This window comes from Campylobacter showae, assembly GCF_900573985.1.
In the GTDB taxonomy this organism is placed as follows: domain Bacteria; phylum Campylobacterota; class Campylobacteria; order Campylobacterales; family Campylobacteraceae; genus Campylobacter_A; species Campylobacter_A showae_E.
The window spans coordinates 1,388,147-1,411,683 of the sequence record NZ_UWOK01000001.1; the positions used below are offsets into that span (position 1 = coordinate 1,388,147).

Here is a 23,537-nt window from a genome sequence, read left to right on the forward strand (position 1 = left end):
ATTTTGGAGTGCTTTTGTGTGGTTTGCTAAAATTTCGCTCGGCAGACTATTTTTGCTTCGCTTTGCTAGCGACTTCTAGCAGAAGTCTAGTTTACGCAAAATTTTAGCTGCACAACCCCAAGAACCGTCTCAAGATACTTCGCCCTAACTTTCTATGTTCAAATTTGGCGTTATATTCGGTTAAATTTGCAAATTTCTACTTTAAATTTTGGCGACTACAGTAGAGCGTTAAATTTGACTAGATGAGCGCTTGCCTTGGTTTTGTCAAATTTCAACTCTATCGCCAGCTTGCCTCATGCCTCGCGCTCGTATTATTAAAGCTACAAATTTATGATTATTTTTATTAAATTTGATCGTTTTAAAATCAAAGTATCTAAAAGTAACATTAACTAAAAGAACTAAATATTGTTCATTATCTTAATCTCCTTTTTACTCATTCCTAAGCTTCGCGACTGTATATTACTTATGTATTTACTTTATTTTTAAGGAGGCTTTATGCAAGAGGCAAACGACGGCAAAAAGCTAGCGATCGGCACCGTTGCCTTGATCCTAGCTATCGTCTTTTTCGGCGGTTTCTTAAAGGATGTCGCGGGCGGTATTTTTGATTTCGGTAAGTTAACCGGTCAGTTCCCGGAGTGGTTTAAGACCGCAGGCGGCACAAGCGCAAAGGGCGGTTTTATATTTGCGCTTAGCTTGGCTCCAGCGATCATGCTAGCTCTTGGATTCGTCGCGATATTTGAGAGATATTACGCGCTTTACGCGGCTTCACGCTGGCTAACTCCCGTGCTAAAGCCTCTCATAGGCATCCCAGGCTGCTGCTCGATCTCGCTCATAGCTAGTACACAAAGCACCGACGCAGGTAGCTCTACGGCTAAATTTTTACGCCAAGACGGCAAGATCACTCACAAAGAGCTTTTAATATTTGCCGCATTTCAGTTTAGCGCAGGCGCGATGATCACGAATTTCCTAGCGTCTTTCGCTCCGTTGCTCACGGTAGCCGATAAAAATGGAGCCCTAGCGCCTATATCTATCGCGGCGGGCTTAGGGATTATCTTGGTGTTTAAGGTATTTGGCGCAAATTTGATGAGACTTTACGTTAAAAAATTCGTAAAAGACGGGGAGGCTGAAGTATGAGCGAGCAAGCTAATAATAAATTATTAACCGACGTTTTCGTAGAAGGCGCTAGGAAGGGCTGGGATATCGCCGTTCACAACACTATCCCAAACGTCCTTATGGCTTTTGTTATCATACACATCCTAAAGGTCTCTGGCGCGCTTGATATCATAGGCAAGTATCTTGGCTTCGTCATGTTGCCGCTAGGGCTTCCCGGCGAGTCGATAGCGGTCATAATGGCGGCATTTCTTAGCTGGGGCGGATCTGCCGGCGTGCTAGTGGCGCTAGTTCAGGGCGGTACTCTAATGGCTCCAGATATCGCAGTACTGATCCCTGGCATGGCGCTAGTGGGCTCTACGGTGCAGTATATGGGGCGCGTACTGGGCGTGCTGGGAATTCCGGGCAAGCACTACTTGGTGCTATTTGGTATATGTATCCTAAACGCCTATCTAGCGATGTTTGTGATGAGCCTCATCGTATAAAGGATAGTCCATGAAACAAGAGGAGCTAAAGCAATACCTAGCCGAGCTAAAGGAGCTAACCGATATCGAGAGTCCGACGGCTAGCATAGAGGGCGTAAATGGCGTCGCAAAGTGGTTTATGAACAAAGCTGATAAGCTCGGTCTAAAACACGAAACGGTAGCGCTGGGCACCGATAAGGTCGCTGACTGCCTGCTCATCTCAAACAACCCGAACGCGGCGAAATTTGACGTGCTTTTCGTCGCGCACATGGATACGGTTTTCCCCGTAGGCTCGGTGCAAAATACCCCGTTTACCCAGAGTGAGAATAGGGTAAACGCGCTAGGCGTCATCGACGACAAGGGCGGCGCGCTACTGTCGCTCTACGTCATCAAGGAGCTTGATCTTAGCAAAATCAACGTCGCTTTGTTTCTAAACTCGCACGAGGAGACGGGGTCGAATTTTGCCAAAGAAAAGATCCGCGAATATGCGAGAAAGTCCAAATTTTGCCTCGTGATGGAGCCCGCTCGCGAGGACGGCTCGATGGTAGCGACTAGAAAAGGCGTGATGACCTACGTGATTGAGTTTTACGGCGTGGGCGCGCATGCGGGCAATCACCCAGAGCTTGGCCGCTCAGCACTCGTCGAGGCGGCAAATTTTGTAGTCGAGCTATCAAAACTGACCGATTTTGCGGCGGGACATACTTTTAACTCTATCATCACAAATGGCGGCACTGCGCACAACGTAGTGCCCGAGTTTGTCAGCGTGACCTGCGAGATGCGGTATAAATTTGCCTCCTCGGTCGAGTTTTTCAATAAAAAGCTAGATGAAATCCTAAGCAAACCGTTCATAAACGGCGTAACGCACAAAAAGACATTAATCAACGAAGAGGCGCCGATGATAGACGAGCAAAATTTGCCGAGGATCAAAGCGATATTTGACGAGGTCGCCAAAGAAACGGACGCGAAGGTGAGCTGGGTGGACGCCGGCGGTCTAAGCGACGGCAACATCACGGCCTCGGCTGGCTGCCCGACGATCGACGGACTGGGGCCAACCGGCGGAAATATGCACACCAAAAACGAATACATGGAAGTTGACTCCGTCGTACCGAAGTGCAATCTCGTGCTAGACGTCATCAAAAAGCTTGTTTAAATTTAACGGCAAAGGGGTCAAATTTGGCTCTTTTGCCTTATAATTTTAAAATTTAAAGCCTTGTTTTGTAGCTAAATTTAGTCCAAATTTAGCTACAAATTTCACCATAAAATTTAAAAATCAAACTACTAATTTTCAATACTCCTGTATCCTTTCGTGCTATAATTTCATTATAAATCTATTTAAGGGAAGCACTATGAAAAAGCTACTTTTGAGTGCTGCGACAGTCAGCATTTTGGCTGTTTTTGTTCAGGCAAATCCGTCTGCAGACTACGGCGAAGCGCTAAAAGCTAAAGCGCAAGACAATTATGCAAGCGCGGCGGCGCTTTTTAAATCTGCTTGCTACGAGGGCGGCAATGATTCGGCTTGCAAGGAGCTGGGTAAAATCTACGAGAGCAGTCGCGGCTCGCAAGTGAGTAAAAATACAACTTTGGCCAATGAAGCTTATAATAAGTGCTGCGACCTAGACTCATCCAGAAGCGACTGTTGTTCGGCTGTGGGCAGAGAGGCAAAGCCTAGAAGGGTGCTAAAAGCGCCCGAAAGACCAAAGGATAGCGAAGAGCTGGTAACTGCCGCAAAAGAGTGCCAGGAGGGTAGCGCCGAGCAGTGCGAAAAGGCTTTTGGTCTTTATCAAGAAGACCGCCATAGCGAGAAATTTAAAGCATCGTCGAAGGGTTGCGAACTGGGCAGTGCCGTGCTTTGCGAAGAGGCGGGTCTGGCATACGTGAGAGGTCACGGCGTCCAGCAGGACCACGGTACTGCCGCTCAGTTTTTTCTTAAAAGCTTGTAATGCCAATAACGTATCCGCGTGCGCACGAATAGGCGTCATGGCTAGAGATATGGGCAACCTAGGTGCCGCGACGGAGATACTAGATCAAGCGTGTCAGACGCTCCCGCGAGCTTGCAGGGATCTAGCGATGATATATCAAAACGATTCTTATGACCGCAAAGACGAAGAAAGGGCGCGCGCTTTATATAAAAAGGCGTGCGACGGTGGAGATAATATCGGCTGCACCGGACTTCAGCAGATGGGCCAGTAAAGCCATCTAAAACAAAAGACTGCGCAGAGGAATAGTTTTTAAGCCGAATTTTATTGGTGCAGTCTTTGGTTTCGTCGCGTTTACGGCGAATTTTGGCGGACTTGGTTTCGTCAAATTTGAGCTTATTTGGCGGCGACAAATTTGACGCCTATAACTCGTTTTTTAAATTTAGCGGCTTAGATTTTGCTTTTTGCTTATTTTTTAGTAAAATGAGCGCTAAATTTAAAGGAGAAAATATGCCAAAAGATGCAAACGGTACCGAACTAAACACCGGAGATAACGTAACTCTAATCAAAGACCTAAAAGTAAAAGGCGCGGGCGCTACGCTAAAGCGCGGAACTATGGTAAAAAACATTAAGCTCACGGACGACGACAAAGAGATTGAAGGCAGAATCGATAAAATGGGCGTCATCGTGCTAAAGACGGAGTTTTTAAAGAAGACTTAGTTTAAATTTGCGCGGTGATTATGCGCTGGCGGCGTGCAAGTCGTTTATTAAAGACGGATATGTATATATTAAAAATATTAAGCAGAGTTGTTAAGATTGCGGCGTTTTTTATAGTTGTTGTACTGTTTTTCTTATTGATAGTGTATTTAGCTATTCAAATTTCGCCGTTTTTTAAATTTCCGTACGTAAAAGATCGAGATTTGATTAAATTTAAAGCATTGACGGGCTTAGAAGGCAAAACTCTACTGATATATCGCAAGAAAGTTCCTGATGGTGTTTGTTTTAATAAGTGGCAGACTTGTATCTGTTATACGCATTTTATAAAAGCGGATAAGCTTTTTACTACAACGCAACAAGAGATGACGCTGGATGGCTATGAGCTTGTTCCCAAGTCTGACTGTGTAGCGCAAACTAAAAATTTACATGAATTGAAATTATCGTGGGCGGCCCCGTTTTATCACTATGCCGGCAGTCGGGAGTATTTGATTTATGGTTCGACTGAAAATTTAAACCTAACCGTGTTAATGAACGATAAAAGACAGATATGGCACAAAGAGGATCATATACCGTGGGGACAGCCGATAAAATATGATCATGAGGTGATTTTATATCCCGAGTTTAATATGATTCAAATAAATACTTTAGGGCATTATAGCGTGCGTTAAAAAGCTATCCTTAAACCCGAAAAAGTTATAATCGCGCCCAAGGTATGGCAAGTGATTGCTTTTGCGTAGGCAAAAGAGGAAAGTCCGAGCTGCAATAAGACGGAGTTCCATCTAACGGATGGCTGGGGCGACCCAAGGGACAGTGTAACAGAAAGCAAACTGCCGCTTCGGCGGTAAAGGTGAAACGGCGGGGTAAGAGCCCACCAGCGCGGCGTGCAAGCGCGGCGGCTATATAAACCCAACTCGCAGCAAGAAGGGATGGTTTTGAGTCTTATGTCAAACCCTTCGCTAGAGCCAAATTGTAAAATTTGGAGTAGATAAATAATCACTCACGACAGAACTCGGCTTATCGCCATGCCTTTTACTACTTTTATTTCATCAAATTTAGCTAGCTTAGATTTTTTAAATTCGTGGGTTTGGTTGCGATAAACCGCTATCTTGACAGCGCGTTTTGCGAGATTTTGGCAAATTTAAGCTGAGGTTTGCCGCGATCAGGCGGCGAAGTAAAATTTGATCAAATTTGACTAGGCTACGTCGGGTTAAATTTGACGGTCGCTAATAGGGTTTAAATTTGAAACGGCGCAAGGCGCGTTTTATTTGATTTTAAATATCCCAAATTTCTAAAATTTGCGGACATAGGGCACTAATGGCTAGTTTTAATTTGGATTTTTGTTCGTCGCTCGGTTCGTCTATGGTCTCAAATTTTCCAAACAGCTCGGCGACTTCAAGCCAGCCTTCTATATCCAGATTAAATTTAACCAAATTTGACGCGCAAAGATAACCCGCGTCATGATCGTAAAAAGCAACCTTGCCGTCATCTAGACAGACTAGCCAAAGATCGCCTACGCCAGTATCTGCAAAGATATAAAACTCTCGCAGTATCTCGCTCTCGCCTTCAAAAACAAATTTCGTTTCATTGTTAAATTTGGCTATTTCATGCTCCTTTAGCACTCTAAAGTCGCCCGCTATCTCCGCGCCGAGTCTATTTTTTAAAGCGTCCTTTATAGCGTTTTTTGTCATATCTTTGCCTTTGCGGGATAAAATTTAGAAGGGAAATTTGAGATAAAAAGCGCCGTAAATTTGAGAAGTTATTTACGACGCTATATATTTTTTTACGTTTTTTAGTTTTTCTAGCTCTTTGCCGAGCTCGGTTCTGTTTTTTTGTATCAAATTTATCGCTGCACCCAGAAGCTCCTGAGCTTGTAGGGCGTCCTCTAGGCTGTCAAATTTACTAGGAGTCTCGCCCGCTAGCGCCGCGATAGCCTCCGCGTCATCGTTAGCTACGGCTATTTTGAGCTCATCCAGCCACATCGGCTTGTCCTGCGTTTGTCGTCTCTTTCCATGCTTCAAGCAGCTGTTTGGTTACGCTCACGACCTCGTTTAGGCTCTGTTCGTCGTTGTTTATATTTGCCATGGCTAGTAGCTGGATCTGTCTGGTATAAAGGCCGCTTAGATAGTGCGCGACGCTACCTTGGTTGTAGTCTAGCGAGTTTAAAAGCTCGATAAAGATAGCGTTCGTGCGATTTATGAAATATACTTTTTTCTCTACGTCGTTATCTTGCATTGCTTTTCTAGCTCTAAAAATAAATCTTAAAACGCCCTCGTAAAGCATCTCGATAAGCTTGGTAGGCGACTCAATGCCGCCTACCGTATTTTGCGAATACGCCGCGTGTGCAGTGTTGTATTGCATAAATTTACCTTTTATTTCTTGTTATATTCGGCTTCGATCATCGATTTTAGCGACGAAAATTCGCTATTTAGCTTGCTGATGATCTTATCGTATGCTAAAAATCGCTCTTCCATCGTGGCGTATTTTGCATCGAGCGACTTTTGCGTCTTTTCTTTTTCCGAGTCTAGCGACTTTTTCTCCTCGATCAGGCTTTGTCCGTATTTGGTTAAAGAGCCGTTTTTTGAGTTGATTAGCCCGTCTATAGTCTTTTTCGCCGAGGAAAAGATGCCGTTTACGGTCGTGTTTTTCGGCGTTACGGTTGATTCGCTAAAGCCCACGGCGTTTAGCGCCGCTCCAGAACCCTTTATGCTTATCGCCGTACCGTTTGTAGTTTTTAGCGATATGCCGTCTTCGTTTGCGGTTAGAGTCGCTTGTATGCCCGATATCCCGGCATCGTTTATAGCTTTTAGTAGCGCTAGCGCGTTTTCTTTTGCTGAATTTGACGCAGGCGTAGCGGCTAAATTTATCTTTTTTCCGTTTATCACTAGATCATCGCCGCCGATAGTGAGTGCGCCGCTATCTATAGGTTTTGAGCTAAGAACCTGAGCCGTGCCGTAAGTGGTGCCGCCGGCAAATATCTTTTGGACGCTTTGCAAATCCTCATCTAGTTTTTTGCCGAGTTTTGAGCTATCTAGCTCTAGCAGGCCTTCTTTATTTAGGCTTAGACCGTAGTCGGCTAAATTTGCCGTCTTTGTTACGTTATCTTTCGTGTAGGTCTGATTGCCGAATAAAATTTTATTTAGCGTCGATTTTATCGTATTTATCTCGCTCACGCCTTGGAAAGTGCCCGATTTTTTAGTATCCGAATCATAATCGGTAGCGACTTTTAGGTTGTTTACGAGATTATTATACGCCGTTACCATGCTTTGCATGCTCTCTTTTATCGCGCTCGTGTCCTCTTTGACGCTAAAAGTCGTCTTGCCGGTATCTTTTAGTTTTATCGTCATTCCTAAATTTAGATCTTTTACCTCGTTGCCGCTTCGCTTTATCGTGATACCGTTATACACAAACTCGGCGTCTTGCGCGGTTGAGATTTTATTGTTAGCGATATTTGCGCTATCCCAGCCGAGCTTTTGCAAGACGTCCGATGCGCCGCTTAGGGCCGATCCATCGCTATCTACGTCTGTGATTTCGATCTTGTTTTCCGCGCCAGTTTCTTTGGACTGCAATATAAGCTGATACGGATCTTCGCCGCCAACCTTCATCGCTTTTGCCGAGACGGCGCCGTTTGTGACCTCGTTGATCTTATCGGCTAGCTCTTCTAGCGTAGTGGAGTTTTTAACCTCGATTTTATAGGTTTGGTCTCCGACTTTTATACCAAAGGTTCCGTTTTTGCCGATAAACGAGCTTGAGGTGCCAAATTTGGTGCTTTGATAAACGTCTTTTTTAGCTAGTTGTTTAACGTCTATCTCGATATCTTGTACCGCGACGCCCGCACTCACGCTTATATCGGCGCTTTTACCGTCCGAGCTAGTGGTTCTTTTTTGATACGAGCTGTCGTCTGCTAGGGTTGAAACCGAGGAGCGAAAAGTGCCTATTAGCGTTTTTAGAGCCGTCAGATCTTTTTGCTTTGTCGCATTTGCCGTGATTTTAGCAGTTACGGGTTTTATCTGACCCGCTTCGTCAGCAGCTTTTAGCTTATCTATAACGTCTTGCGTTAGAACTTGGCTTCCAAAGCCAAGTGAAGAAACTTTACCTAGTGCCATTTTTAGCTCTCCTTGTCAAATAAAACTCCGACCGCCTCTCTAAAATATTCGCTTAGCTTCATTGCCTGTTCGGTCGGGATTTTGCGGATTACTTCGCCGGTTTTCATCTCCATGACATTTACGTACATCGCGCCTATCTTATCATTATAACCAAAGCGTATGCTAGTGCCTAGATCTTCCATTTGTTTATTTAGTTTTTCGGTGGCTTCTTTTACTTCTTTGCTTAGCGTTTCGTTGTTTTGCTCAGTTAGATTGCGTGTCGTATCTTGCTGGATCTGCGTCCTTTCGACCTCTCTGGTTTGCGTAGAGCTTTGTGCATGCGAGCTTGTAGCCGCGCTTGCCATTGGCTGGCTTGCTACTTTGAAAATTTCCATATTTTCTCCTTTAAATATTTGCTAGCTTCTATATCGTCAAATTTGCAAATTTTTTTAGCCCCGTTCGGGAAAATTTTTGCTTAATTTAAATTTTCGCATAAATTTGTTAAAATCCAGCCTAAATTAAGGCGAGAAAAAGGAGAATTCGTGAAAATTTCGTTTGAATGCGACTGTATTTTGCTAGGGGAGTCGCTAAGGCTATTTTTGAGGGATTTTACCTCGCCTAGAAAAGATTGTGACTTTATCGTGGCAGACAAAAAGATAGAGGCCAAAAAGCCCGTTTTCGTGATCGCCGAGCATTCGCCGCATCTAAAAATCCCTTTTAGCAAAGAGGCTCTTATCTCCGCGCTTGAGGAGTTTTACTCGGCGATTCAGTTTTCAGAGCCCATTGCGCCTTCTCGCACGAACGCGCCCGCATTTGTTATAAAAGAAGAAGCCGCACCGCAAAACAGTTCAAATTTGGAGCTTGAAGTTTCAAATTTGATAGATAAATTTAAAGAAGAGCTGCTCGCGCTTTTAAGGAAAACTCGTTGAAAAATCTCTACGCCACGATTTCAAGCGGTAAATTTAAAGGCAAAAAGCTGCTTTTGCCATCGCTTCAAACAACAAGAAGCACCAAAAGCATCGTCAAGGGTTCGTTTTTCGACTCGTTTCGCTACGAGCTAGCGGGTAAGGTTTTTATCGAGGCTTTCGGCGGTAGCGCGCTGATGGCCGCAGAAGCGCTAAGCAACGGCGCACAAAAGGCGTACGCGGTAGAAATCGACAAAAACGCCTATAAGATCGCACTGCAAAACGCCAAGCTTATCGGCGATGAGCTTGAGGTCGTAAACGGCGATACTTTTGAGATGACGCCAGCTATCGTCGCGAGGCAAAATTTGCCCGTTGTCTTGTATCTTGATCCGCCTTTTGATATCAGAGACGGCTTTGTGGACGTTTATGAAAAGTGCGTAAATTTGGCGAGAAATTTGCCAAAAGATAAAATTTATCTGATCGCTTTTGAGCATTCCAGCCACCTAAATTTACCTGAAAACATCGGCGCGTTTACGCTTTTAAAATCTAAAAAATTTGGAAATACCTCGCTTAGCTACTATTCTTAAATTCTTGTGTCAAATTTGGAATACTAATTGCTTTTAGTCCTTGAAAATACAAATTTAAGGACAAAAATGAAACTAGCGGCATGCTTGCTAACCCTTGCCATATCGGCTTTTGCGGCGCAGATAAAAGACATCGCAAACGTCGTGGGCGTGAGGGAAAATCAGCTGATCGGATACGGCCTGGTCGTCGGTCTAAACGGCTCTGGCGACGGCAGTAGCTCGGAGTTTACGATCCAGTCTCTTTCAAATATGCTTCAAAGCGTGAACGTAAAAATCAAGCCAGACGACATCAAATCAAAAAACACCGCCGCGGTAATGGTTATCGCAAAGCTACCTCCGTTTGCTAGGCAAGGCGATAAGCTTGATGTCGTGATCTCATCTATCGGCGATGCAAAGAGCCTTCAGGGCGGAACGCTTTTGATGACTCCGCTTAAGGGTGTGGATGGCGACATTTACGCTCTAGCTCAGGGCTCGCTAACTATAGGTGGTAAAACCGCATCTCGCGGAGGCGGAAGTAAAGGCGGCAACCACGTAACCGCAGGTACGATCCCAAGCGGCGCTATCGTGGAGCGCGAGATAGCGTACGATATCTACAATCAAGAAGCGATATTTTTAAGCCTTAAAGAGTCAAATTTCGATACCGCTTCAAACATCCAAAGAGCGGTAAATTTAAATGTAGGCGGCGATAGTGCGGTAGCCGTGGACTCTCGAACGATCAGGATTGCTAAGCCAAACGGGGCAAATATGGTTGATTTCGTAGCTAGGGTGTTAAATTTGGATGTGGATTATAAAGCGCTAGATAAGATCGTAATCGACGAGCGCACCGGCACGATAGTAAGCGGTATAAATATCACCGTTGATCCAGTCGTCATCACGCACGGCGACATCACGATAAAGATAGAGCCTAGCTCGTACGACGATATGGCGGCAAATCAGCAAACAATCGACTTGCAAGACGGCGCAGCGGTAGATCCGCTAACTAATATGCTAAAAATCAGCGGCGAAAAAACTACCGTAGCTAGCGTCGCAAGGGCGCTAAGCAAGATGGGCGCGACGCCTAGCGATATCATAGCGATAATGGAAAATCTAAAACGCGTAGGCGCTATACACGTAAATTTGGAGATAATATAATGTTAAACATAGATACTTCGGCGGCTTTAAGCTCTTATAATAAATTTGCCACGAGCTCTATCGAAAATAGACGCACGGATAAGCCTCAAAGCGAACAAGACGCGCTTTTAAAAGAGCAAACCGACGCTTTTGAGGCGTTTTTGGTTAAAAGCGTGCTAGATATCGCGCTAAAAGACGAAAATCCGTTATTCGGCAAAGATGCCGGAGACGAGATATATCACTCGATGTATAACGACACGATGAGTAAGGCTCTGAGCGGAAATTTAGGCTTTAGCGAACTTTTATTCAATTATTTGAAAGAAAGGGCTTAAGAAATTTCAAAATTTGCCGATTTAGTTTCTAACAAATCTAAAAAAGGCTTTAAAATGATAGGAACTTTGGGAGCTAAACTGGGCATGAGCCCGCAGCAAATCACTCGCTCAAACGACGTAAAAAAGAGCGAAAATATGGAAAAAACACAAGGCAAAGAAGAAAGCAAGGTCGCAAAGATAGCCGAGCAGATCGCAAACGGAACATATAAACTAGATATGTCCAAGACTGCAAAAGCCGTTGCCGATACGCTTTTATAAGATTTTTTGTCCTTGCGTAAAAAGAAAGGACAAAAATGCTTAAAAGATATTTGGATGAGGCGATGGGGGTGCTAGACGAGCTCATCGCTCAAACTACGGAAGATATAGAAAAGATAAAACTAGCCGATCACACTAAGGTCGATGATAGCGTTAGACGCAAAAACGAGCTGGTTAAAAAATTCGAATCTATAAAATCGCTGCTAGATAAAGAGCTTTTAAGAGTCTCAAAGGAAAACGGCGGGGCAAATTTAAGCTCGATCCTAGATGATGAGGTAAAATCATCTCTCGCACTTATGCGCTCAAAGCTTGAAGAGCTCTACTCAAAAAACAAAGAATACGCAAAATACGTCGTCGGAGTGAAAGAATTTTTTGATAGCTTGCTAAAAAATATGTTTAAAAGCGAGCCCGGCAACTACGACAAAGAAGGCTTGACGCCTGAAAGTTTATTTAAAACAAGGGTTTAAAAAATGGCTAATATTTTTTCGTCTTTACATATCGGAGTTAGCGGACTAGATGCCGCGCAGACGCAGATCACTACAACCGGACACAATATCACAAACGCCGATAGCGAGCACTACACTAGACAGCGCGTCGTGCAGTCTGCTAGAGAGCCTTTTCACGATATGCCGGGCGACATCGGTACTGGCACCAAGGTCGATACGGTCGTACGCGTGCATGATGAGTTTACTTTTGCTAGGCTCCGTACTTCAAATATAAATTTAGAATCAAGCGAATACAAAAAGCAAATTTTAGAGGAGATTTCGCAACGCTTCCCTGATCTACAAAGTGTAGGCATAGGCAGGGATTTGCAAAATTATTTTAATGCATGGAACAACCTCGCTTCTAACCCGACCGAGGGTTCTCAGAAGGTAAATCTACTAAATTCGGCCGCGACGCTATCAAATAGCATAAGCAAAGCTCACGATATGCTAACTAAGATCCAAAAGGACGTGGACTCGCAGATAGAAGTTGCCGTAAATGAAATAAACAAATACGCCAAGCAAATCGCGCAGATAAATAAAGAGATCGTGCGTGTCGAGTCGGTCGGCACTACTAGAGCAAACGACCTACGCGACAAACGCGATCAGCTCGAACTAGCGATGTCGAAATTTGCCGGTATAAGCGTATTTAAGGGGCAACTACAAAGCAACAATATCGATCCGACCGTAACCGATATGGGTACCAAGCATCAGATAAATATTTCAGGATTTAATATCGTAGATGGCACTACGTATCATCCGCTAACAGTCGATAGGATAAGCGACAAGAGCGATTTTAAAGGTGTATTTTTCGAAAGAGACGATAGCAAGAAAGTCGATCTAAACGGACGAATCTCGGGCGGTAAACTAGGTGCCGCGCTGGATCTACGCGGACGAAGAGTGGATGATAACGGCGAATTTCAAGACGGAACCATACAAAAATACATTGACAACCTAAATACCTTTGCCAAAGGTATCATAAATGAGACAAACAATATCTACGCAAGATCGGCCGTAGAAAACGCCGTAACCGACGAGCTAGACGGTCTAAGCGACTCTAGGACGCTGATGAATTTTAACGACGATATCAAGCACGGTAGCTTTGACGTCGTAGTTTATAACAACCAAGGTCAAGAGGTTGCTCGCAAAACGATAAATATAAATGCCTCTACTACTATAAATGACAATACTCGCGGCAACTCTATCGTGCGGGACTTTAACTCCGATACTGATGACAACGGCGATAACAATTCGCTAAACGACGTGGACGATTATTTTCAGGCAAACTACCAATACGACGCGGCGACGGGTAAAGGCACGTTTGGCGTAACAGCTAAAAGAAATGCCGGCGAATACAGCGTCGCTTTTGTAGATCGCGGTACCAATTTCCCAGGTATTATCGGGGTAAATAGAGTTTTTGAGGGCGGAAATGCGAAAAATATGAGCGTAAAAAGCGAGCTGATGGAAAATCCGCACAAGCTAAAAGCCTACTCAAATCCGACTCCGGGCAACAATGAAGTCGCAAACGATATGGTGCAAATGCAGTATAAAAAAATCATATTTTACTCCGACAAGCATGCGGACAAAGAAGAGAGCGTCGAGGGCTACTACCGCTATATCACCACCGATTTAGCTAGCCAAACTCAGGCAAATAACGATCTAAACGACGCAAATACAGCTATCCATAAAGTTGCTATGTCTGAGTACCAGTCAGTTAGCGGCGTAAATTTAAACGAAGAGCTGACAAACCTCATACGCTTTCAAAGCAGTTACGGCGCGGCGGCTAAAATCATCACGACCGTAGAAAAGATGCTCGATACCTTGCTCACGCTAAAGCAATAAATTTAAATTTCTTTTAGCCTTTTTGGTTTAAAATCTCGGCCAAAAAGGCTAAAAATGGACTTAAAAAACCTCCTAGATCAAAACGTAATCTCTAAAAATACCCATGCGGACTTGTTTGCCGCAGCCGATCCGCTGCAAGTCGCTAGCAAATTTAAAACGCCCGAGATTTCGCTCATCTGCGCGCTTTTTGCATATGGTAACGCAAAACTCATCGTAAATTTTTTAAATTCTCTCGACTTCTCGCTGCTAGATAAAAGCGAGGATGAAATCATTTTAAATTTGACGCGGCACAAATACCGCTTTCAAAGCTGCGAGGACGTGCGGCAGATTTTTATCACCGTTTCGCGCCTAAAGAAATACGGCGATATCGAGAGTGCGGTAAAAGCCGGTTTTGAAAAAAGCGGCTCGATGGTGGACGGCATAAACGAGCTTATTAAATTTATCTATTCGCTCAATCCTTACCGCTCGGAGGGGTATGAGTTTTTTTTCGGCAAGCCATACGAAAAAGCGCCGCAAAGCCCGTATAAACGCTACAATATGTTCCTGCGCTGGATGGTGCGAGATAGCGACATCGACCTTGGGCTATTTAAAAACCTGCCAAAAAGCAAGCTACTCATGCCTCTTGACGTGCACACGCACCGAGTTTCGTTAAATTTGGGTCTCATCGCACGCAAAAGCTATGATTTTAAGGCCGTGCGCGAGCTAACGGACAAGCTTTGCGTATTTGATCCCGCCGACCCGATCAAATACGACTTCGCGCTCTATCGCATCGGTCAAAGCGGCGAACTGGCGCAAATTTTAAGCGAGATAAAGTAAATTTGACGAGTTTTGCTTTGTGCGAAACGGAGGCAAATTTGAGGCATCGCGGCGCATTAAATTTAAGTAAAATTTAAAGCGTAAATTAATCAAATTTAGGCTATAGTTACACTGCAATTACATTTTAAGGAGAAAAAATGAAAAAAATCGTTTTAGCTAGCGCGGCTCTAGGCTGCCTACTCGCTACTAGTGCCCTTGCGCACGAGGAAAAAGTCTTTGATCCAAAGGCTGGCAAACACCTAGTCGTAACTATGGAGCAACTAAGCGAAAAAGGCAACACCGTCGTGGGCGAGGTCGTAGCGATCGAGACTAACTACGGCGTGGCGTTGTTCCCAAATCTTAAAGGCCTTGAGGGCGGCGCGCACGGATTTCACGTGCATCAAAACGCTGACTGCGGCGCTAACGAGAAGGGTCTTGGTATGAAAGCGGGCGGTCACTGGGATCCGGCCGAGACTAAAAAACACTCTTTTGCTTGGGACGACAGCGGCCACAAGGGCGATTTGCCTGCGCTTTTCGTTGATGCAGAGGGTAACGCGGTTTATCCTGTGCTAGCTCCAAAAATCAAAACAATCGACGAACTAAAAGGCCACTCGCTAATGATTCACGTCGGCGGCGATAACCACAGCGACCATCCAAAGCCTCTTGGCGGCGGCGGCGCTAGAATGGTTTGCGGCGTTATAAAATAATCCCAAATTCGCCGATTTGCCGCTCTCGGCGGTCGGCGGATTTTTCTTTTTTTACTCAAATTTGATGCCATTTAAATTTGCCCTAGAGGCGTTTTGGACGTTAAATTTGATAGCCTGCTTTTTAAACCTACACTTTTTAAATATAAATTTTATCAGCGTGTTTTACTAATGAAATTTTAAAAACGATGCCAAATTTACCCTTATCAAATTTGACTCAAATTTCGGTATCTAAATTTATGAAATTTATTCCAAAATTTTAAAATAAAATCGCCGACTGCACCGGCAAATTTTACGAAATACGCCGCAACCCAAACTGCTAAATTTAAACCTGCTAGGCAAATTTTACTCGCAGTTTCATTAAATTTTAACCATAGTAAAACAAAAAGCCGAATTTTATAAATTTTTAATTTTTTCGTAGTATGATTTTGTTTTTTGAAGGGGTGGAAAATGGACTTTGACTTCGGCGTTACGGCGTATTTTATATTTTTTGCAGCGGCGTTTGCGGCGGGGTTTATAGATGCGATCGCGGGCGGCGGCGGACTGATTGCGCTACCGACAATCATGGCTATGGGCGTGCCGCCTCACATGGCGCTAGCGACGAACAAGCTCCAAGGCACTTTCGGTAGCTTCACAGCGGCGTTAAATTTCGCCCGAAAAGGCATGATAAATTTCCGCGAAGTGTTTATCGGCATCGTTTTTACCTTTATCGGCGCGTGCGTCGGCACGGTGTTTATTTTGTTTTTGAGTGCCGAGTTTTTGCGTGTTATTATCCCGTTTTGTTTGATAGCGATTTTCATCTATACGCTTTTGATGCCAAAAGTCGGCGACGAGGACAGAGCCGCCCGCATGAGCGCGCGAGCCTTTTATGTGATATTTGGCCTAATTTTAGGCTTTTACGACGGATTTTTCGGGCCGGGAGCCGGCAGTTTTTGGACGTTTGCGATGGTTGCGCTCATCGGGCTAAATATGAAAAAAGCCGTCGCGCATACGAAAATCCTAAATTTTACCAGCAACATCGTCTCTCTAGCCGTTTTTATCGCGGGCGGACAAATACTTTGGGCGGTCGGGCTTTTGATGGGCGTCGGGCAGGTTTTAGGCGCGTATTTTGGCTCAAATATGGTCATGAAAAAGGACGTTAAATTTGTTAGAGTCGTGTTTTTGGCCGTCGTGGGCGCGACGATACTAAAGCTTGTTTACGATAGATTTTTCGCGTAAGCGCTGATTTTAAGAAACGACGTCGAAATTTGAGCTAAATTTGACAAAAAAGCTAAAATTCGGGCGAAATTTGAGGTAAGCTTAAAAAACTTTTAACGTTTATTTGGATAAAATTGCCGTTAAATTTCATAAATCTAAGGTTAATCCATGCAAGAAAATTTGTTTTTGTTTACAGGTTGGATCGCTTCTTTGTTTACCGACAACGAGCACGTTATCCATGCGGTAAATTACGCGGGACATCTCGTTTTAGTCGCGATTATCGTGCTCATCGTGGCAAAATTTGCAACTAAAAATTTGCAACTCGTACCTCGCGGAACGCAAAATATCCTAGAAGCGTATCTGGAGGGCGTCGTATCCATGGGCAAGGACGTGCTAGGCAGCGAAGCGCTATCTAGAAAATACCTACCGCTAGTCGCCACCATCGGTTTGATCGTATTTGTAAGTAACATAATAGGCATAATACCTGGATTTGAAGCTCCGACCTCGAGCTTAAATTTGACCCTTACTTTAGCGCTCGTTGTTTTCGTGTTTTACCACTACGAAGGTATCCGTGTAAACGGCGTCGTCAAGTATTTTGCGCACTTCATGGGACCAAATAAATGGCTAGCTCCGATAATGTTTATCGTCGAGATTGTTTCGCATTTATCTCGCGTCGTATCGCTTTCTTTCCGACTTTTCGGTAACATCAAGGGCGATGATTTGTTCCTTTTGGTCGTACTTGCTCTTGCGTCTTACGCTGCGCTCCCGGCGTTTGTTTTGCTTACGTTTATGGCGTGCTTGCAAACATTTATCTTTATGATTCTTACTTACGTGTATCTTGCCGGCGCGATTTTAATCAGCCACGACGAGCACTAAAATTTAAATTTACGCGTCCGCCAGCTAAAATACGCTAAAAATCGGCGGGCGCAACCCCTTCTTTTTATCTAACTTAAATAAAAATCCTGCTAAAATAAGCCCTAAATTTTAAATAAAAGGCAAATTATGTTTGAAGTCGTTATCGGGCTTGAGGTTCACACCCAGCTTAATACAAAAACTAAAATTTTCTGCTCTTGCTCTACGAGCTTCGGCGACGAGGCAAATACGCACGTTTGTCCGACCTGCCTGGCGCTACCTGGATCTTTGCCGGTGCTAAACAAAGAAGCCGTGAGAAAGGCGATAAGCTTCGGCGCAGCGGTAAATGCGACTATAAATAAACGCTCTGTTTTTAACCGTAAAAATTACTTTTATCCAGACCTTCCAAAAGCCTATCAAATTTCGCAGTTTGAGATACCGATAGTGGAAAAAGGCGAGCTTTTTATCGATGTAAACGGCGAAAAAAAACGCATCGGCATCACTCGCGCGCACCTTGAGGAGGATGCTGGCAAAAACATCCACGAGAGCGGACAAAGCCTAGTCGATCTAAACCGCGCTGGCACGCCGCTACTTGAGATCGTGAGCGAGCCTGATCTGCGTAGCTCCGACGAGGCGGTCGCGTATCTAAAAAAACTGCACTCGATTTTGCGATTTTTAAACATCAGCGACGCTAATATGCAGGAAGGAAGCTTCCGCTGCGACGCCAACGTCTCCATCCGTCCAAAAGGCGATAGTAAACTCTACACGCGCGTCGAGATTAAAAATTTAAACTCATTTAGATTTATCCAAAAAGCGATCGACTACGAGGTCGAGCGCCAAAGCGCGGCATGGGAAGACGGCAAATACGATGAAGAAGTTTATCAAGAAACACGCCTTTTTGATACCGTAAATTTAGTCACGCGCTCTATGCGAGGCAAAGAAGATAGCGCGGAGTATAGATATTTCCCCGATCCTGACTTGCTGCCCGTCGAGATACCCGAGGAGATGTATAACGAAGCAATCAAGATCCCGGAGCTTGCCGAACAAAAGGTCGCTAGATACGAGCGTGAGCTGGGCGTCAAAGAGGATGACGCGCTGATTTTAACTAGCAGCGTGGAGACGGCGAAGTATTTCGAGGAGCTTGTAGAGGCTAAAATATCGCCAAAACTTGCCGTTACATGGCTCATAGTCGAGCTTTTGGGACGCCTAAAAAACGGCGCTACGATCGAGACATCGCCCGTAGATTCGGCTAAGATGATAGAGCTCTTACGCCGCATAGAAGACGGTACGATAAGCGCTAAGGCGGCAAAAGAGGTGCTTGACTATCTTATGGAAAATGAGGGTAGCGTGGACGCCGTCATCGAAAAATTGGGATTAAAACAGGTCAGCGACGACTCGGCCATCATAGCGATAATAGATCAAATTTTAAGCGCGAACGCCGACAAGGTCGCCGAGTATAAAAGCGGCAAGGACAAGCTTTTCGGATTTTTCGTCGGACAAACGATGAAAGAGGGCAAGGGCGCGTTTAATCCCGCAAAAGTAAATGAGCTTTTAAAAGAAAAACTAGGATAAATTTGACTTGCGTCGCCTTTTAGCGTTATTTGGCGACGCGTGTTTTCGGGTCAAATTTGGCCTAGAAATTAAATTTATAGCGCCATTTTTTTGTTTTATAGAGATGGCCAGCGCGGTCAAATTTAAGTTGTTTAATTTTCGCAAAAGTAAGGCCTGAGCTTGCGAGCGGGCCGGTCAAATTTAGCTAAAATAAACGTAAATCACAAAAAAGAGAAAAAATGAAAATAGCCATCATCGGAGCGGGGAAGTGGGGCAGCGCGCTTTTTCATGCGCTTTCGCAAAAAAACGACTGCGTCATTAGCTCGCGCAGACAGCTTGAAGGCGCGCATTTTGTCGGCCTAGAGGAGGCGCTAAAGCGCGATCTGCTCGTCGTTGCCATACCTTCTCAGTCCGTTAGTGGCTGGCTAAAAGAGCATTTTAAAAACTTCGGACAGAAAATTTTAGTCGCCTCAAAGGGTATCGAAACCTCCAGCCTTCGTTTTTTAGACGAGATTTACGAACAGCACGTAGATACGTCAAATTTGGCCTTTTTATCGGGACCGAGCTTTGCTAAAGAGATACAAAACGACCTCCCGTGCGCGCTCGTGATAAATTCCAAAAACGAAGCCCTTGCGCGCGAAATTTCAGGGCTTTTCCCGCAAAATATCAAAGCCTACGCTAGCATCGACGTTATCGGTGCCGAGATCGCAGGTGCCTATAAAAACGTCATCGCTATCGCGGGCGGTATCTGCGACGGACTCGGGCTTGGTAACAGCGCTCGTGCCAGCCTCATTTCGCGCGGACTTGTCGAGATGGCGAGATTTGGCGAGTATTTCGGCGCGCAGCAGCAGACGTTTTTAGGTCTTAGCGGAGCGGGCGATCTCTTTCTCACGGCTTCATCGGTGCTCTCGCGCAACTACCGCGTAGGCTTGGGACTTGCTAAAAACGAGAGCCTTAATAAAATCCTAAACGATCTAGGCGAGGTCGCTGAGGGCGTGGACACCTCCTATGCGATAGAAAAGATCGCTGCCGGCAAGGGCATCTATACACCGATAGTAAATGAGGTCGCGGCGATGCTGCGCGGCAAAGACGTGCAAGAAAGCCTGAGAGATCTACTAAGTAAAAAATAAAATTTGGCTAAAGTGCGTACTTTGCGCTAAAGGTGAATTGTGTTTTAAAGACTGCGATTTGCCTTTTGAGACTAGATTAAAAATTTAAATAGTTACAAATTTATGCGAAATTTGCAGACTTCTGCATCCGTCAAATTTTAAAACGCTAATTTTAATGCCATTATCTGCCGATATGATTTATGTTGTTTTTTGTGACGGCTCAAAAATTTTAACCGACAAAGCAAAAAGCAAAACAAAAAAGTACCCAGCGTCAATCGCCAAAAATATCTCAAATTTACTCGCAAACGTTGTAGCGAAAAATTTTGCAAAGACATATGATACCGCAAACGATGATATGGATTGCAAAATAGAGATTTGCAACGTGAAACGCGAAATTAGTACCGACTTGCTCTGCATTGGCTCGCTCCAAATCCCGCTCAAAGTCCTTAAATTTATCCAAAATAGTGTAAAATCCGCAAAAACAAAAAAGGAAAAATATGAAAAAATTTATCGTAGCGTTTTTTTCGGCACTGTTTTTGGCGGGTTTGCCGACCGTGCTAAACGCCACCGATGCACAGGCGCAAGAAAAACCGACGCTTCGCAAAATGATAGCTCAAATGATAATAGTAAGCTTCAACGGCTCTGATCCCAAAACCGCCAAAGAAGCCGTCTCGGAGGCCAAATATCAGCGTTTTGGCGGAGTGATGTTGCTCGGTAAAAATATCTCTGACAAAAAAAATCTTACGGCACTAACAAGCGCATTTAAAGAGGCGCAAAAAGGCATTTTTATCGCTATCGACGAGGAGGGCGGACAGATCACGAGATTTAAGGACAAAAGCGGGTTTGAGACCTTTATCTCGGCGCAAAAAGTAGCGAAAACCATCGATCTAGCAGCCGCGGGTGAGCTTTACGCTAAGATGGCGCAGCAGCTAAAAGACGTCGGCGTGAATGTAAATTTCGCCCCAGTTGCCGACGTGCTAAATCCAAAATCCACCATCATCGGCTCGCGCGGCAGGGCGTTTAGCGCCGATATAGACGAGGTTTCGCTGTATGCGAGCGAGTTTATGAGAGCCTCGCAAGCTCGCGGCGTGATAGCTGCGATGAAGCACTTCCCAGGCCACGGCAACGTCGAGGCCGACAGCCACACGGCAAAGGTCGTGATAGAAAATTTCGACTACGGCGAGCTTAAGCCGTATTTTGACGCGGTTCGCAAAAACGAAGCTAAAATGATAATGGTCGGCCACATCTACCTCATGCAGCGCGACGCCGAGTTGCCGGCCTCGCTCTCGCCGGCGATCATCGATGGCTTGCTGCGCGGCGAGCTAAAATTTGACGGCGTAGTCATCAGCGACGACATGCTCATGGGCGGGCTAAAGGACTTTACGCTGCAAGAAAAGGTGATAAACTTTATCAACGCGGGCGGCGACGTGATGCTCTTTAGCGACTACAAGATAGACGGGCGCAGGACCGCGGAGCTCGTCACGCAGCTAGTCGTGGACGCGGTTGGCGCCAAGCAGATACCAAAAGAGCGTATCGAGGAATCCTACGAGCGGATAATGAAGCTAAAAAATAGCATAAAATAGGCTAACCGTATGGCAAATTTGAGCTTTTGCGCGGAGTTTGTTTAGCGGCTAGTCGGTGTGCGCGGCGACTGAAGTTAAATTTGCCTCTTTGTCTCGTTTTTTAAATTTGAGTTCAAATTTGGCGCGAATTTTAAATTTGAACTCAAATTTATCGCCCAAATTTTGTCTTAAAAATCGCTCAGTCAAAATATAAATTTACCTCGCAGTACCCGCACCGCTTTGGTGCAAATCGCGGTTTAAAAAACGACCAAAGTATTCACTGGCAAAAAATCAAATTTACGCCAAACAGTCGGTTTGCGAAAAATCAGCATTAAATTTATCATTGTTCGGCTCAAATTTAAGCTTTTAAAATTAATCTTGATGTATAATATATCTTTAAGTAAAATAATAAAAATTCCAAATTTAAGGAGCAAAAATGGACAATGTAGCAGCAAAAGTCGAAGCGCTAAAAGACGAAATGGTGAAAAATAGGCGGTTTTTTCACTCGCATCCCGAGACTGGATTTTTTACGTTTTTTACGACGGCAAAGATCGCTAGCGAGCTAAAAAAACTCGGCTATAGCCTAAAAATGGGACGCGAGATAATGAAACCAGAAGCTAGAGCAGGGCTTGGCAGCGAAAAAGATAAAGAGAGATACCTAGAACGTGCAAAAGGCCTGCTAAGCGCCGATGAGTGCGAGTTTTTGTCTGTGATGGAGGATGGGCTAACGGGCGTGGTGGCCGAGCTTGATACGGGTAGGCCGGGCAAGACGCTTGCGTTTAGATTCGACATCGACGGCGTGGACGTGACCGAGAGTAAGGATGAGGCGCATAGACCGTTTAAAGAGGGCTTTAGAGCCGATATAGACGGCATCACACACGCCTGCGGGCATGACGGACACATCACGATCGGCCTTGCGATGGCTAAACTCATCGCGCAAAATTTGGACGATTTTAAAGGCAAATTTAGATTTATATTTCAAACCGCCGAGGAGGGCACCAGAGGTGCCGTGCCGATGGAGCAAGCAGGCGTGCTAGAGGGCGTGGACTACCTACTGGGCGGTCATATCGGCTTTCAGGCAAAGACTAGCGGCGGCATCATCTGCGGTACGAACAAGCTTCTTGCGACGTCGAAATTTGACGTAAATTTCACGGGCAAGTCGGCTCACGCGGCAGGCGCTCCGCAAGAAGGTGCAAACGCTCTGCTAGCCGCGGCTCAGGCGGCTCTAGCCATGCACGGTATCACGCGTCATGCTGACGGCGTCACGCGCATAAACGTGGGCGTTTTGCGAGCGGGCGAGGGACGAAACGTCATCGCGCCAAACGGGTACATCGCCTGCGAAACGCGCGGCGAAACGACTGAGCTAAATGAATTTATGTTTAAAAAATGCATGGATATCGTAGCGGGCGTCGCGCAGATGTACGGCGTGCAGTACGACGTGAAGCTAACCGGCGGCACGAGCGGAGGCGACAGTAGCGAGGAGATCACCGATATCTACGAGCGCGCCGCGCGTCAGTCGCCTTTTATCAAGGACGAGCTCATCGTGCGGGATCTAAATTTCGGCGCTTGCGAGGACTTCGCGCATTTTATGCACGCCGTGCAAAAAGCAGGCGGCAAGAGTGGCTATCTGATGATCGGCACCAAGCTCGCCGCAGGGCATCACAACGGCGCGTTTGACTTTGACGAGAGCGCGCTGCTATCGGGTACGGACGTATTTTTGCGCTCGGCGTACGCGATAAATGGCAAGGACGCGTGAGGCTAAATTTGAACCAAATTTGACGAATTTGCGTCGCTTGCGCTCGGCTTGATCGGTTTTTTATCATCGATTGAGCTGGCGCGGCGGCGTGGATTTGTCTTTTTAAATTTGATAAATTCGGCGGTTAAATTTGCTTGGCAGTCGGTCGTAAATTTGGCGGGTTGAATAGAGTCGTCGAAACCGTGCGACGACAAGGAAAAAAAATTAAGCAA

General features: G+C 45.2%; 30 protein-coding genes and 1 other RNA gene. 24 read left to right on the forward strand and 7 right to left on the reverse strand.

What is annotated here, in order from left to right; translation table 11 throughout:
* Positions 1 to 495: 495 nt before the first annotated feature.
* The 8 genes from EE116_RS07005 to rnpB all read left to right on the forward strand — a co-directional run bounded on the left by EE116_RS07005 (position 496) and on the right by rnpB (position 5,240).
* Positions 496 to 1,134, forward strand: a complete 639-nt coding sequence (locus EE116_RS07005) for a nucleoside recognition domain-containing protein (protein ID WP_122873795.1) — start codon at positions 496 to 498, stop codon at positions 1,132 to 1,134.
* Complete coding sequence (locus EE116_RS07010; RefSeq protein WP_122873796.1) at positions 1,131 to 1,595, forward strand: YjiG family protein; 465 nt, start codon at positions 1,131 to 1,133, stop codon at positions 1,593 to 1,595. Before EE116_RS07005 ends, EE116_RS07010 begins: the two co-directional genes overlap by 4 nt.
* A gap of 10 nt (positions 1,596 to 1,605) precedes the next feature.
* On the forward strand, positions 1,606 to 2,724 hold the full coding sequence (locus tag EE116_RS07015) for a M20/M25/M40 family metallo-hydrolase (protein ID WP_122873797.1): 1,119 nt from the start codon (positions 1,606 to 1,608) through the stop codon (positions 2,722 to 2,724).
* 196 nt (positions 2,725 to 2,920) lie between these two features.
* On the forward strand, positions 2,921 to 3,514 hold the full coding sequence (locus EE116_RS07020; RefSeq protein ID WP_122873798.1) for an SEL1-like repeat protein: 594 nt from the start codon (positions 2,921 to 2,923) through the stop codon (positions 3,512 to 3,514).
* A 37-nt stretch (positions 3,515 to 3,551) separates the two neighbouring features.
* Entirely contained in the window at positions 3,552 to 3,764 is a 213-nt protein-coding gene (locus tag EE116_RS07025) for an SEL1-like repeat protein (RefSeq protein ID WP_122873799.1), read from the forward strand.
* A 236-nt stretch (positions 3,765 to 4,000) separates the two neighbouring features.
* A complete protein-coding gene (locus EE116_RS07030; protein WP_122874454.1) occupies positions 4,001 to 4,210 on the forward strand; it encodes an alkylphosphonate utilization protein in 210 nt (69 codons plus the stop codon).
* A gap of 59 nt (positions 4,211 to 4,269) precedes the next feature.
* On the forward strand, positions 4,270 to 4,875 hold the full coding sequence (locus EE116_RS07035) for a hypothetical protein (protein ID WP_206159244.1): 606 nt from the start codon (positions 4,270 to 4,272) through the stop codon (positions 4,873 to 4,875).
* 39 nt (positions 4,876 to 4,914) lie between these two features.
* An RNA gene (gene rnpB, locus EE116_RS07040) (RNase P RNA component class A) lies at positions 4,915 to 5,240 on the forward strand.
* A 238-nt stretch (positions 5,241 to 5,478) separates the two neighbouring features.
* On the opposite strand, the gene EE116_RS07045 is transcribed toward rnpB, so the two are convergent.
* The 5 genes from EE116_RS07045 to EE116_RS07065 form a co-directional block, all read right to left on the reverse strand.
* Complete coding sequence (locus EE116_RS07045) at positions 5,479 to 5,895, reverse strand: hypothetical protein (RefSeq protein WP_122873800.1); 417 nt, start codon at positions 5,893 to 5,895, stop codon at positions 5,479 to 5,481.
* A gap of 72 nt (positions 5,896 to 5,967) precedes the next feature.
* The gene (locus EE116_RS07050; RefSeq protein ID WP_122871223.1) at positions 5,968 to 6,186 is read right to left on the reverse strand and encodes a hypothetical protein; all 219 of its coding nucleotides are present in this window, start codon (positions 6,184 to 6,186) and stop codon (positions 5,968 to 5,970) included.
* The gene (gene fliS / locus EE116_RS07055; RefSeq protein ID WP_122873801.1) at positions 6,173 to 6,565 is read right to left on the reverse strand and encodes a flagellar export chaperone FliS; all 393 of its coding nucleotides are present in this window, start codon (positions 6,563 to 6,565) and stop codon (positions 6,173 to 6,175) included. The genes EE116_RS07050 and fliS overlap by 14 nt, the downstream gene beginning before the upstream one ends.
* A gap of 11 nt (positions 6,566 to 6,576) precedes the next feature.
* Positions 6,577 to 8,310 (reverse strand): flagellar filament capping protein FliD, encoded by a 1,734-nt coding sequence (gene fliD / locus EE116_RS07060; protein WP_122873802.1) that lies wholly within the window; start codon positions 8,308 to 8,310, stop codon positions 6,577 to 6,579.
* Between the two features lie 2 nt (positions 8,311 to 8,312).
* Positions 8,313 to 8,684, reverse strand: a complete 372-nt coding sequence (locus tag EE116_RS07065; RefSeq protein ID WP_122873803.1) for a FlaG family protein — start codon at positions 8,682 to 8,684, stop codon at positions 8,313 to 8,315.
* A gap of 147 nt (positions 8,685 to 8,831) precedes the next feature.
* Between EE116_RS07065 and EE116_RS07070 the strand changes: the two genes are divergently transcribed.
* From EE116_RS07070 to EE116_RS07140, 15 genes are all read left to right on the forward strand, one after another.
* Complete coding sequence (locus EE116_RS07070) at positions 8,832 to 9,218, forward strand: ornithine carbamoyltransferase (protein WP_122873804.1); 387 nt, start codon at positions 8,832 to 8,834, stop codon at positions 9,216 to 9,218.
* Positions 9,215 to 9,781 carry a 16S rRNA (guanine(966)-N(2))-methyltransferase RsmD gene (rsmD, locus tag EE116_RS07075; protein WP_122873805.1) on the forward strand — a complete coding sequence of 189 codons (567 nt, stop codon included), beginning with the start codon at positions 9,215 to 9,217 and terminating at the stop codon, positions 9,779 to 9,781. Before EE116_RS07070 ends, rsmD begins: the two co-directional genes overlap by 4 nt.
* A gap of 66 nt (positions 9,782 to 9,847) precedes the next feature.
* On the forward strand, positions 9,848 to 10,909 hold the full coding sequence (locus EE116_RS07080; protein ID WP_009495996.1) for a flagellar basal body P-ring protein FlgI: 1,062 nt from the start codon (positions 9,848 to 9,850) through the stop codon (positions 10,907 to 10,909).
* Positions 10,909 to 11,220 carry a rod-binding protein gene (locus EE116_RS07085; protein ID WP_122873806.1) on the forward strand — a complete coding sequence of 104 codons (312 nt, stop codon included), beginning with the start codon at positions 10,909 to 10,911 and terminating at the stop codon, positions 11,218 to 11,220. Before EE116_RS07080 ends, EE116_RS07085 begins: the two co-directional genes overlap by 1 nt.
* Before the next feature lie 54 nt (positions 11,221 to 11,274).
* A complete protein-coding gene (locus EE116_RS07090) occupies positions 11,275 to 11,478 on the forward strand; it encodes a flagellar biosynthesis anti-sigma factor FlgM (RefSeq protein ID WP_122873807.1) in 204 nt (67 codons plus the stop codon).
* Between the two features lie 35 nt (positions 11,479 to 11,513).
* A complete protein-coding gene (gene flgN / locus EE116_RS07095) occupies positions 11,514 to 11,942 on the forward strand; it encodes a flagellar export chaperone FlgN (RefSeq protein ID WP_122873808.1) in 429 nt (142 codons plus the stop codon).
* A gap of 3 nt (positions 11,943 to 11,945) precedes the next feature.
* Positions 11,946 to 13,799, forward strand: coding sequence for a flagellar hook-associated protein FlgK (gene flgK, locus EE116_RS07100; RefSeq protein ID WP_122873809.1), 1,854 nt, complete (start codon positions 11,946 to 11,948; stop codon positions 13,797 to 13,799).
* A gap of 54 nt (positions 13,800 to 13,853) precedes the next feature.
* Positions 13,854 to 14,615, forward strand: a complete 762-nt coding sequence (locus EE116_RS07105) for a TIGR02757 family protein (RefSeq protein WP_122873810.1) — start codon at positions 13,854 to 13,856, stop codon at positions 14,613 to 14,615.
* A 137-nt stretch (positions 14,616 to 14,752) separates the two neighbouring features.
* Positions 14,753 to 15,301 (forward strand): superoxide dismutase family protein, encoded by a 549-nt coding sequence (locus EE116_RS07110; RefSeq protein ID WP_122873811.1) that lies wholly within the window; start codon positions 14,753 to 14,755, stop codon positions 15,299 to 15,301.
* Positions 15,302 to 15,317: 16 nt separating this feature from the next.
* Positions 15,318 to 15,470, forward strand: coding sequence for a hypothetical protein (locus EE116_RS12460; RefSeq protein ID WP_163028040.1), 153 nt, complete (start codon positions 15,318 to 15,320; stop codon positions 15,468 to 15,470).
* Positions 15,471 to 15,748: 278 nt separating this feature from the next.
* Positions 15,749 to 16,516, forward strand: a complete 768-nt coding sequence (locus EE116_RS07115) for a TSUP family transporter (protein WP_122873812.1) — start codon at positions 15,749 to 15,751, stop codon at positions 16,514 to 16,516.
* A gap of 147 nt (positions 16,517 to 16,663) precedes the next feature.
* Positions 16,664 to 17,371 (forward strand): F0F1 ATP synthase subunit A, encoded by a 708-nt coding sequence (locus EE116_RS07120; RefSeq protein ID WP_002953298.1) that lies wholly within the window; start codon positions 16,664 to 16,666, stop codon positions 17,369 to 17,371.
* A 126-nt stretch (positions 17,372 to 17,497) separates the two neighbouring features.
* Positions 17,498 to 18,919 (forward strand): Asp-tRNA(Asn)/Glu-tRNA(Gln) amidotransferase subunit GatB, encoded by a 1,422-nt coding sequence (gatB, locus tag EE116_RS07125; protein WP_122873813.1) that lies wholly within the window; start codon positions 17,498 to 17,500, stop codon positions 18,917 to 18,919.
* 218 nt (positions 18,920 to 19,137) lie between these two features.
* Complete coding sequence (locus EE116_RS07130; RefSeq protein WP_122873814.1) at positions 19,138 to 20,028, forward strand: NAD(P)H-dependent glycerol-3-phosphate dehydrogenase; 891 nt, start codon at positions 19,138 to 19,140, stop codon at positions 20,026 to 20,028.
* A gap of 476 nt (positions 20,029 to 20,504) precedes the next feature.
* Positions 20,505 to 21,590: a glycoside hydrolase family 3 N-terminal domain-containing protein gene (locus EE116_RS07140; RefSeq protein WP_122873816.1), complete on the forward strand. Its 1,086-nt coding sequence runs from the start codon at positions 20,505 to 20,507 to the stop codon at positions 21,588 to 21,590.
* A gap of 48 nt (positions 21,591 to 21,638) precedes the next feature.
* Here the strand turns inward: EE116_RS07140 and EE116_RS12465 are convergent, their stop codons facing one another.
* Positions 21,639 to 21,776 carry a hypothetical protein gene (locus EE116_RS12465; RefSeq protein WP_163028041.1) on the reverse strand — a complete coding sequence of 46 codons (138 nt, stop codon included), beginning with the start codon at positions 21,774 to 21,776 and terminating at the stop codon, positions 21,639 to 21,641.
* 229 nt (positions 21,777 to 22,005) lie between these two features.
* Here EE116_RS12465 and EE116_RS07145 point away from each other — a divergent pair, with 229 nt between their 5' ends.
* Positions 22,006 to 23,325 carry an amidohydrolase gene (locus tag EE116_RS07145; RefSeq protein ID WP_122873817.1) on the forward strand — a complete coding sequence of 440 codons (1,320 nt, stop codon included), beginning with the start codon at positions 22,006 to 22,008 and terminating at the stop codon, positions 23,323 to 23,325.
* A gap of 2 nt (positions 23,326 to 23,327) precedes the next feature.
* Here EE116_RS07145 and EE116_RS07150 read toward each other — a convergent pair whose 3' ends face one another.
* Positions 23,328 to 23,537 (reverse strand): hypothetical protein, encoded by a 210-nt coding sequence (locus tag EE116_RS07150; protein WP_163028042.1) that lies wholly within the window; start codon positions 23,535 to 23,537, stop codon positions 23,328 to 23,330.

What these genes read in the sequence shown, in the direction of transcription:
- EE116_RS07005 (WP_122873795.1), top strand. Translation starts at nt 496, where the DNA reads ATGCAAGAGGCAAACGACGGCAAAAAGCTAGCGATCGGCACCGTTGCC.
- EE116_RS07010 (WP_122873796.1), top strand. Translation starts at nt 1,131, where the DNA reads ATGAGCGAGCAAGCTAATAATAAATTATTAACCGACGTTTTCGTAGAA.
- EE116_RS07015 (WP_122873797.1), top strand. Translation starts at nt 1,606, where the DNA reads ATGAAACAAGAGGAGCTAAAGCAATACCTAGCCGAGCTAAAGGAGCTA.
- EE116_RS07020 (WP_122873798.1), top strand. Translation starts at nt 2,921, where the DNA reads ATGAAAAAGCTACTTTTGAGTGCTGCGACAGTCAGCATTTTGGCTGTT.
- EE116_RS07025 (WP_122873799.1), top strand. Translation starts at nt 3,552, where the DNA reads ATGGCTAGAGATATGGGCAACCTAGGTGCCGCGACGGAGATACTAGAT.
- EE116_RS07030 (WP_122874454.1), top strand. Translation starts at nt 4,001, where the DNA reads ATGCCAAAAGATGCAAACGGTACCGAACTAAACACCGGAGATAACGTA.
- EE116_RS07035 (WP_206159244.1), top strand. Translation starts at nt 4,270, where the DNA reads ATGTATATATTAAAAATATTAAGCAGAGTTGTTAAGATTGCGGCGTTT.
- EE116_RS07045 (WP_122873800.1), bottom strand. Translation starts at nt 5,895, where the DNA reads ATGACAAAAAACGCTATAAAGGACGCTTTAAAAAATAGACTCGGCGCG.
- EE116_RS07050 (WP_122871223.1), bottom strand. Translation starts at nt 6,186, where the DNA reads ATGTGGCTGGATGAGCTCAAAATAGCCGTAGCTAACGATGACGCGGAG.
- fliS (WP_122873801.1), bottom strand. Translation starts at nt 6,565, where the DNA reads ATGCAATACAACACTGCACACGCGGCGTATTCGCAAAATACGGTAGGC.
- fliD (WP_122873802.1), bottom strand. Translation starts at nt 8,310, where the DNA reads ATGGCACTAGGTAAAGTTTCTTCACTTGGCTTTGGAAGCCAAGTTCTA.
- EE116_RS07065 (WP_122873803.1), bottom strand. Translation starts at nt 8,684, where the DNA reads ATGGAAATTTTCAAAGTAGCAAGCCAGCCAATGGCAAGCGCGGCTACA.
- EE116_RS07080 (WP_009495996.1), top strand. Translation starts at nt 9,848, where the DNA reads ATGAAACTAGCGGCATGCTTGCTAACCCTTGCCATATCGGCTTTTGCG.
- EE116_RS07085 (WP_122873806.1), top strand. Translation starts at nt 10,909, where the DNA reads ATGTTAAACATAGATACTTCGGCGGCTTTAAGCTCTTATAATAAATTT.
- EE116_RS07090 (WP_122873807.1), top strand. Translation starts at nt 11,275, where the DNA reads ATGATAGGAACTTTGGGAGCTAAACTGGGCATGAGCCCGCAGCAAATC.
- flgN (WP_122873808.1), top strand. Translation starts at nt 11,514, where the DNA reads ATGCTTAAAAGATATTTGGATGAGGCGATGGGGGTGCTAGACGAGCTC.
- flgK (WP_122873809.1), top strand. Translation starts at nt 11,946, where the DNA reads ATGGCTAATATTTTTTCGTCTTTACATATCGGAGTTAGCGGACTAGAT.
- EE116_RS07105 (WP_122873810.1), top strand. Translation starts at nt 13,854, where the DNA reads ATGGACTTAAAAAACCTCCTAGATCAAAACGTAATCTCTAAAAATACC.
- EE116_RS07110 (WP_122873811.1), top strand. Translation starts at nt 14,753, where the DNA reads ATGAAAAAAATCGTTTTAGCTAGCGCGGCTCTAGGCTGCCTACTCGCT.
- EE116_RS07115 (WP_122873812.1), top strand. Translation starts at nt 15,749, where the DNA reads ATGGACTTTGACTTCGGCGTTACGGCGTATTTTATATTTTTTGCAGCG.
- EE116_RS07120 (WP_002953298.1), top strand. Translation starts at nt 16,664, where the DNA reads ATGCAAGAAAATTTGTTTTTGTTTACAGGTTGGATCGCTTCTTTGTTT.
- gatB (WP_122873813.1), top strand. Translation starts at nt 17,498, where the DNA reads ATGTTTGAAGTCGTTATCGGGCTTGAGGTTCACACCCAGCTTAATACA.
- EE116_RS07130 (WP_122873814.1), top strand. Translation starts at nt 19,138, where the DNA reads ATGAAAATAGCCATCATCGGAGCGGGGAAGTGGGGCAGCGCGCTTTTT.
- EE116_RS07140 (WP_122873816.1), top strand. Translation starts at nt 20,505, where the DNA reads ATGAAAAAATTTATCGTAGCGTTTTTTTCGGCACTGTTTTTGGCGGGT.
- EE116_RS07145 (WP_122873817.1), top strand. Translation starts at nt 22,006, where the DNA reads ATGGACAATGTAGCAGCAAAAGTCGAAGCGCTAAAAGACGAAATGGTG.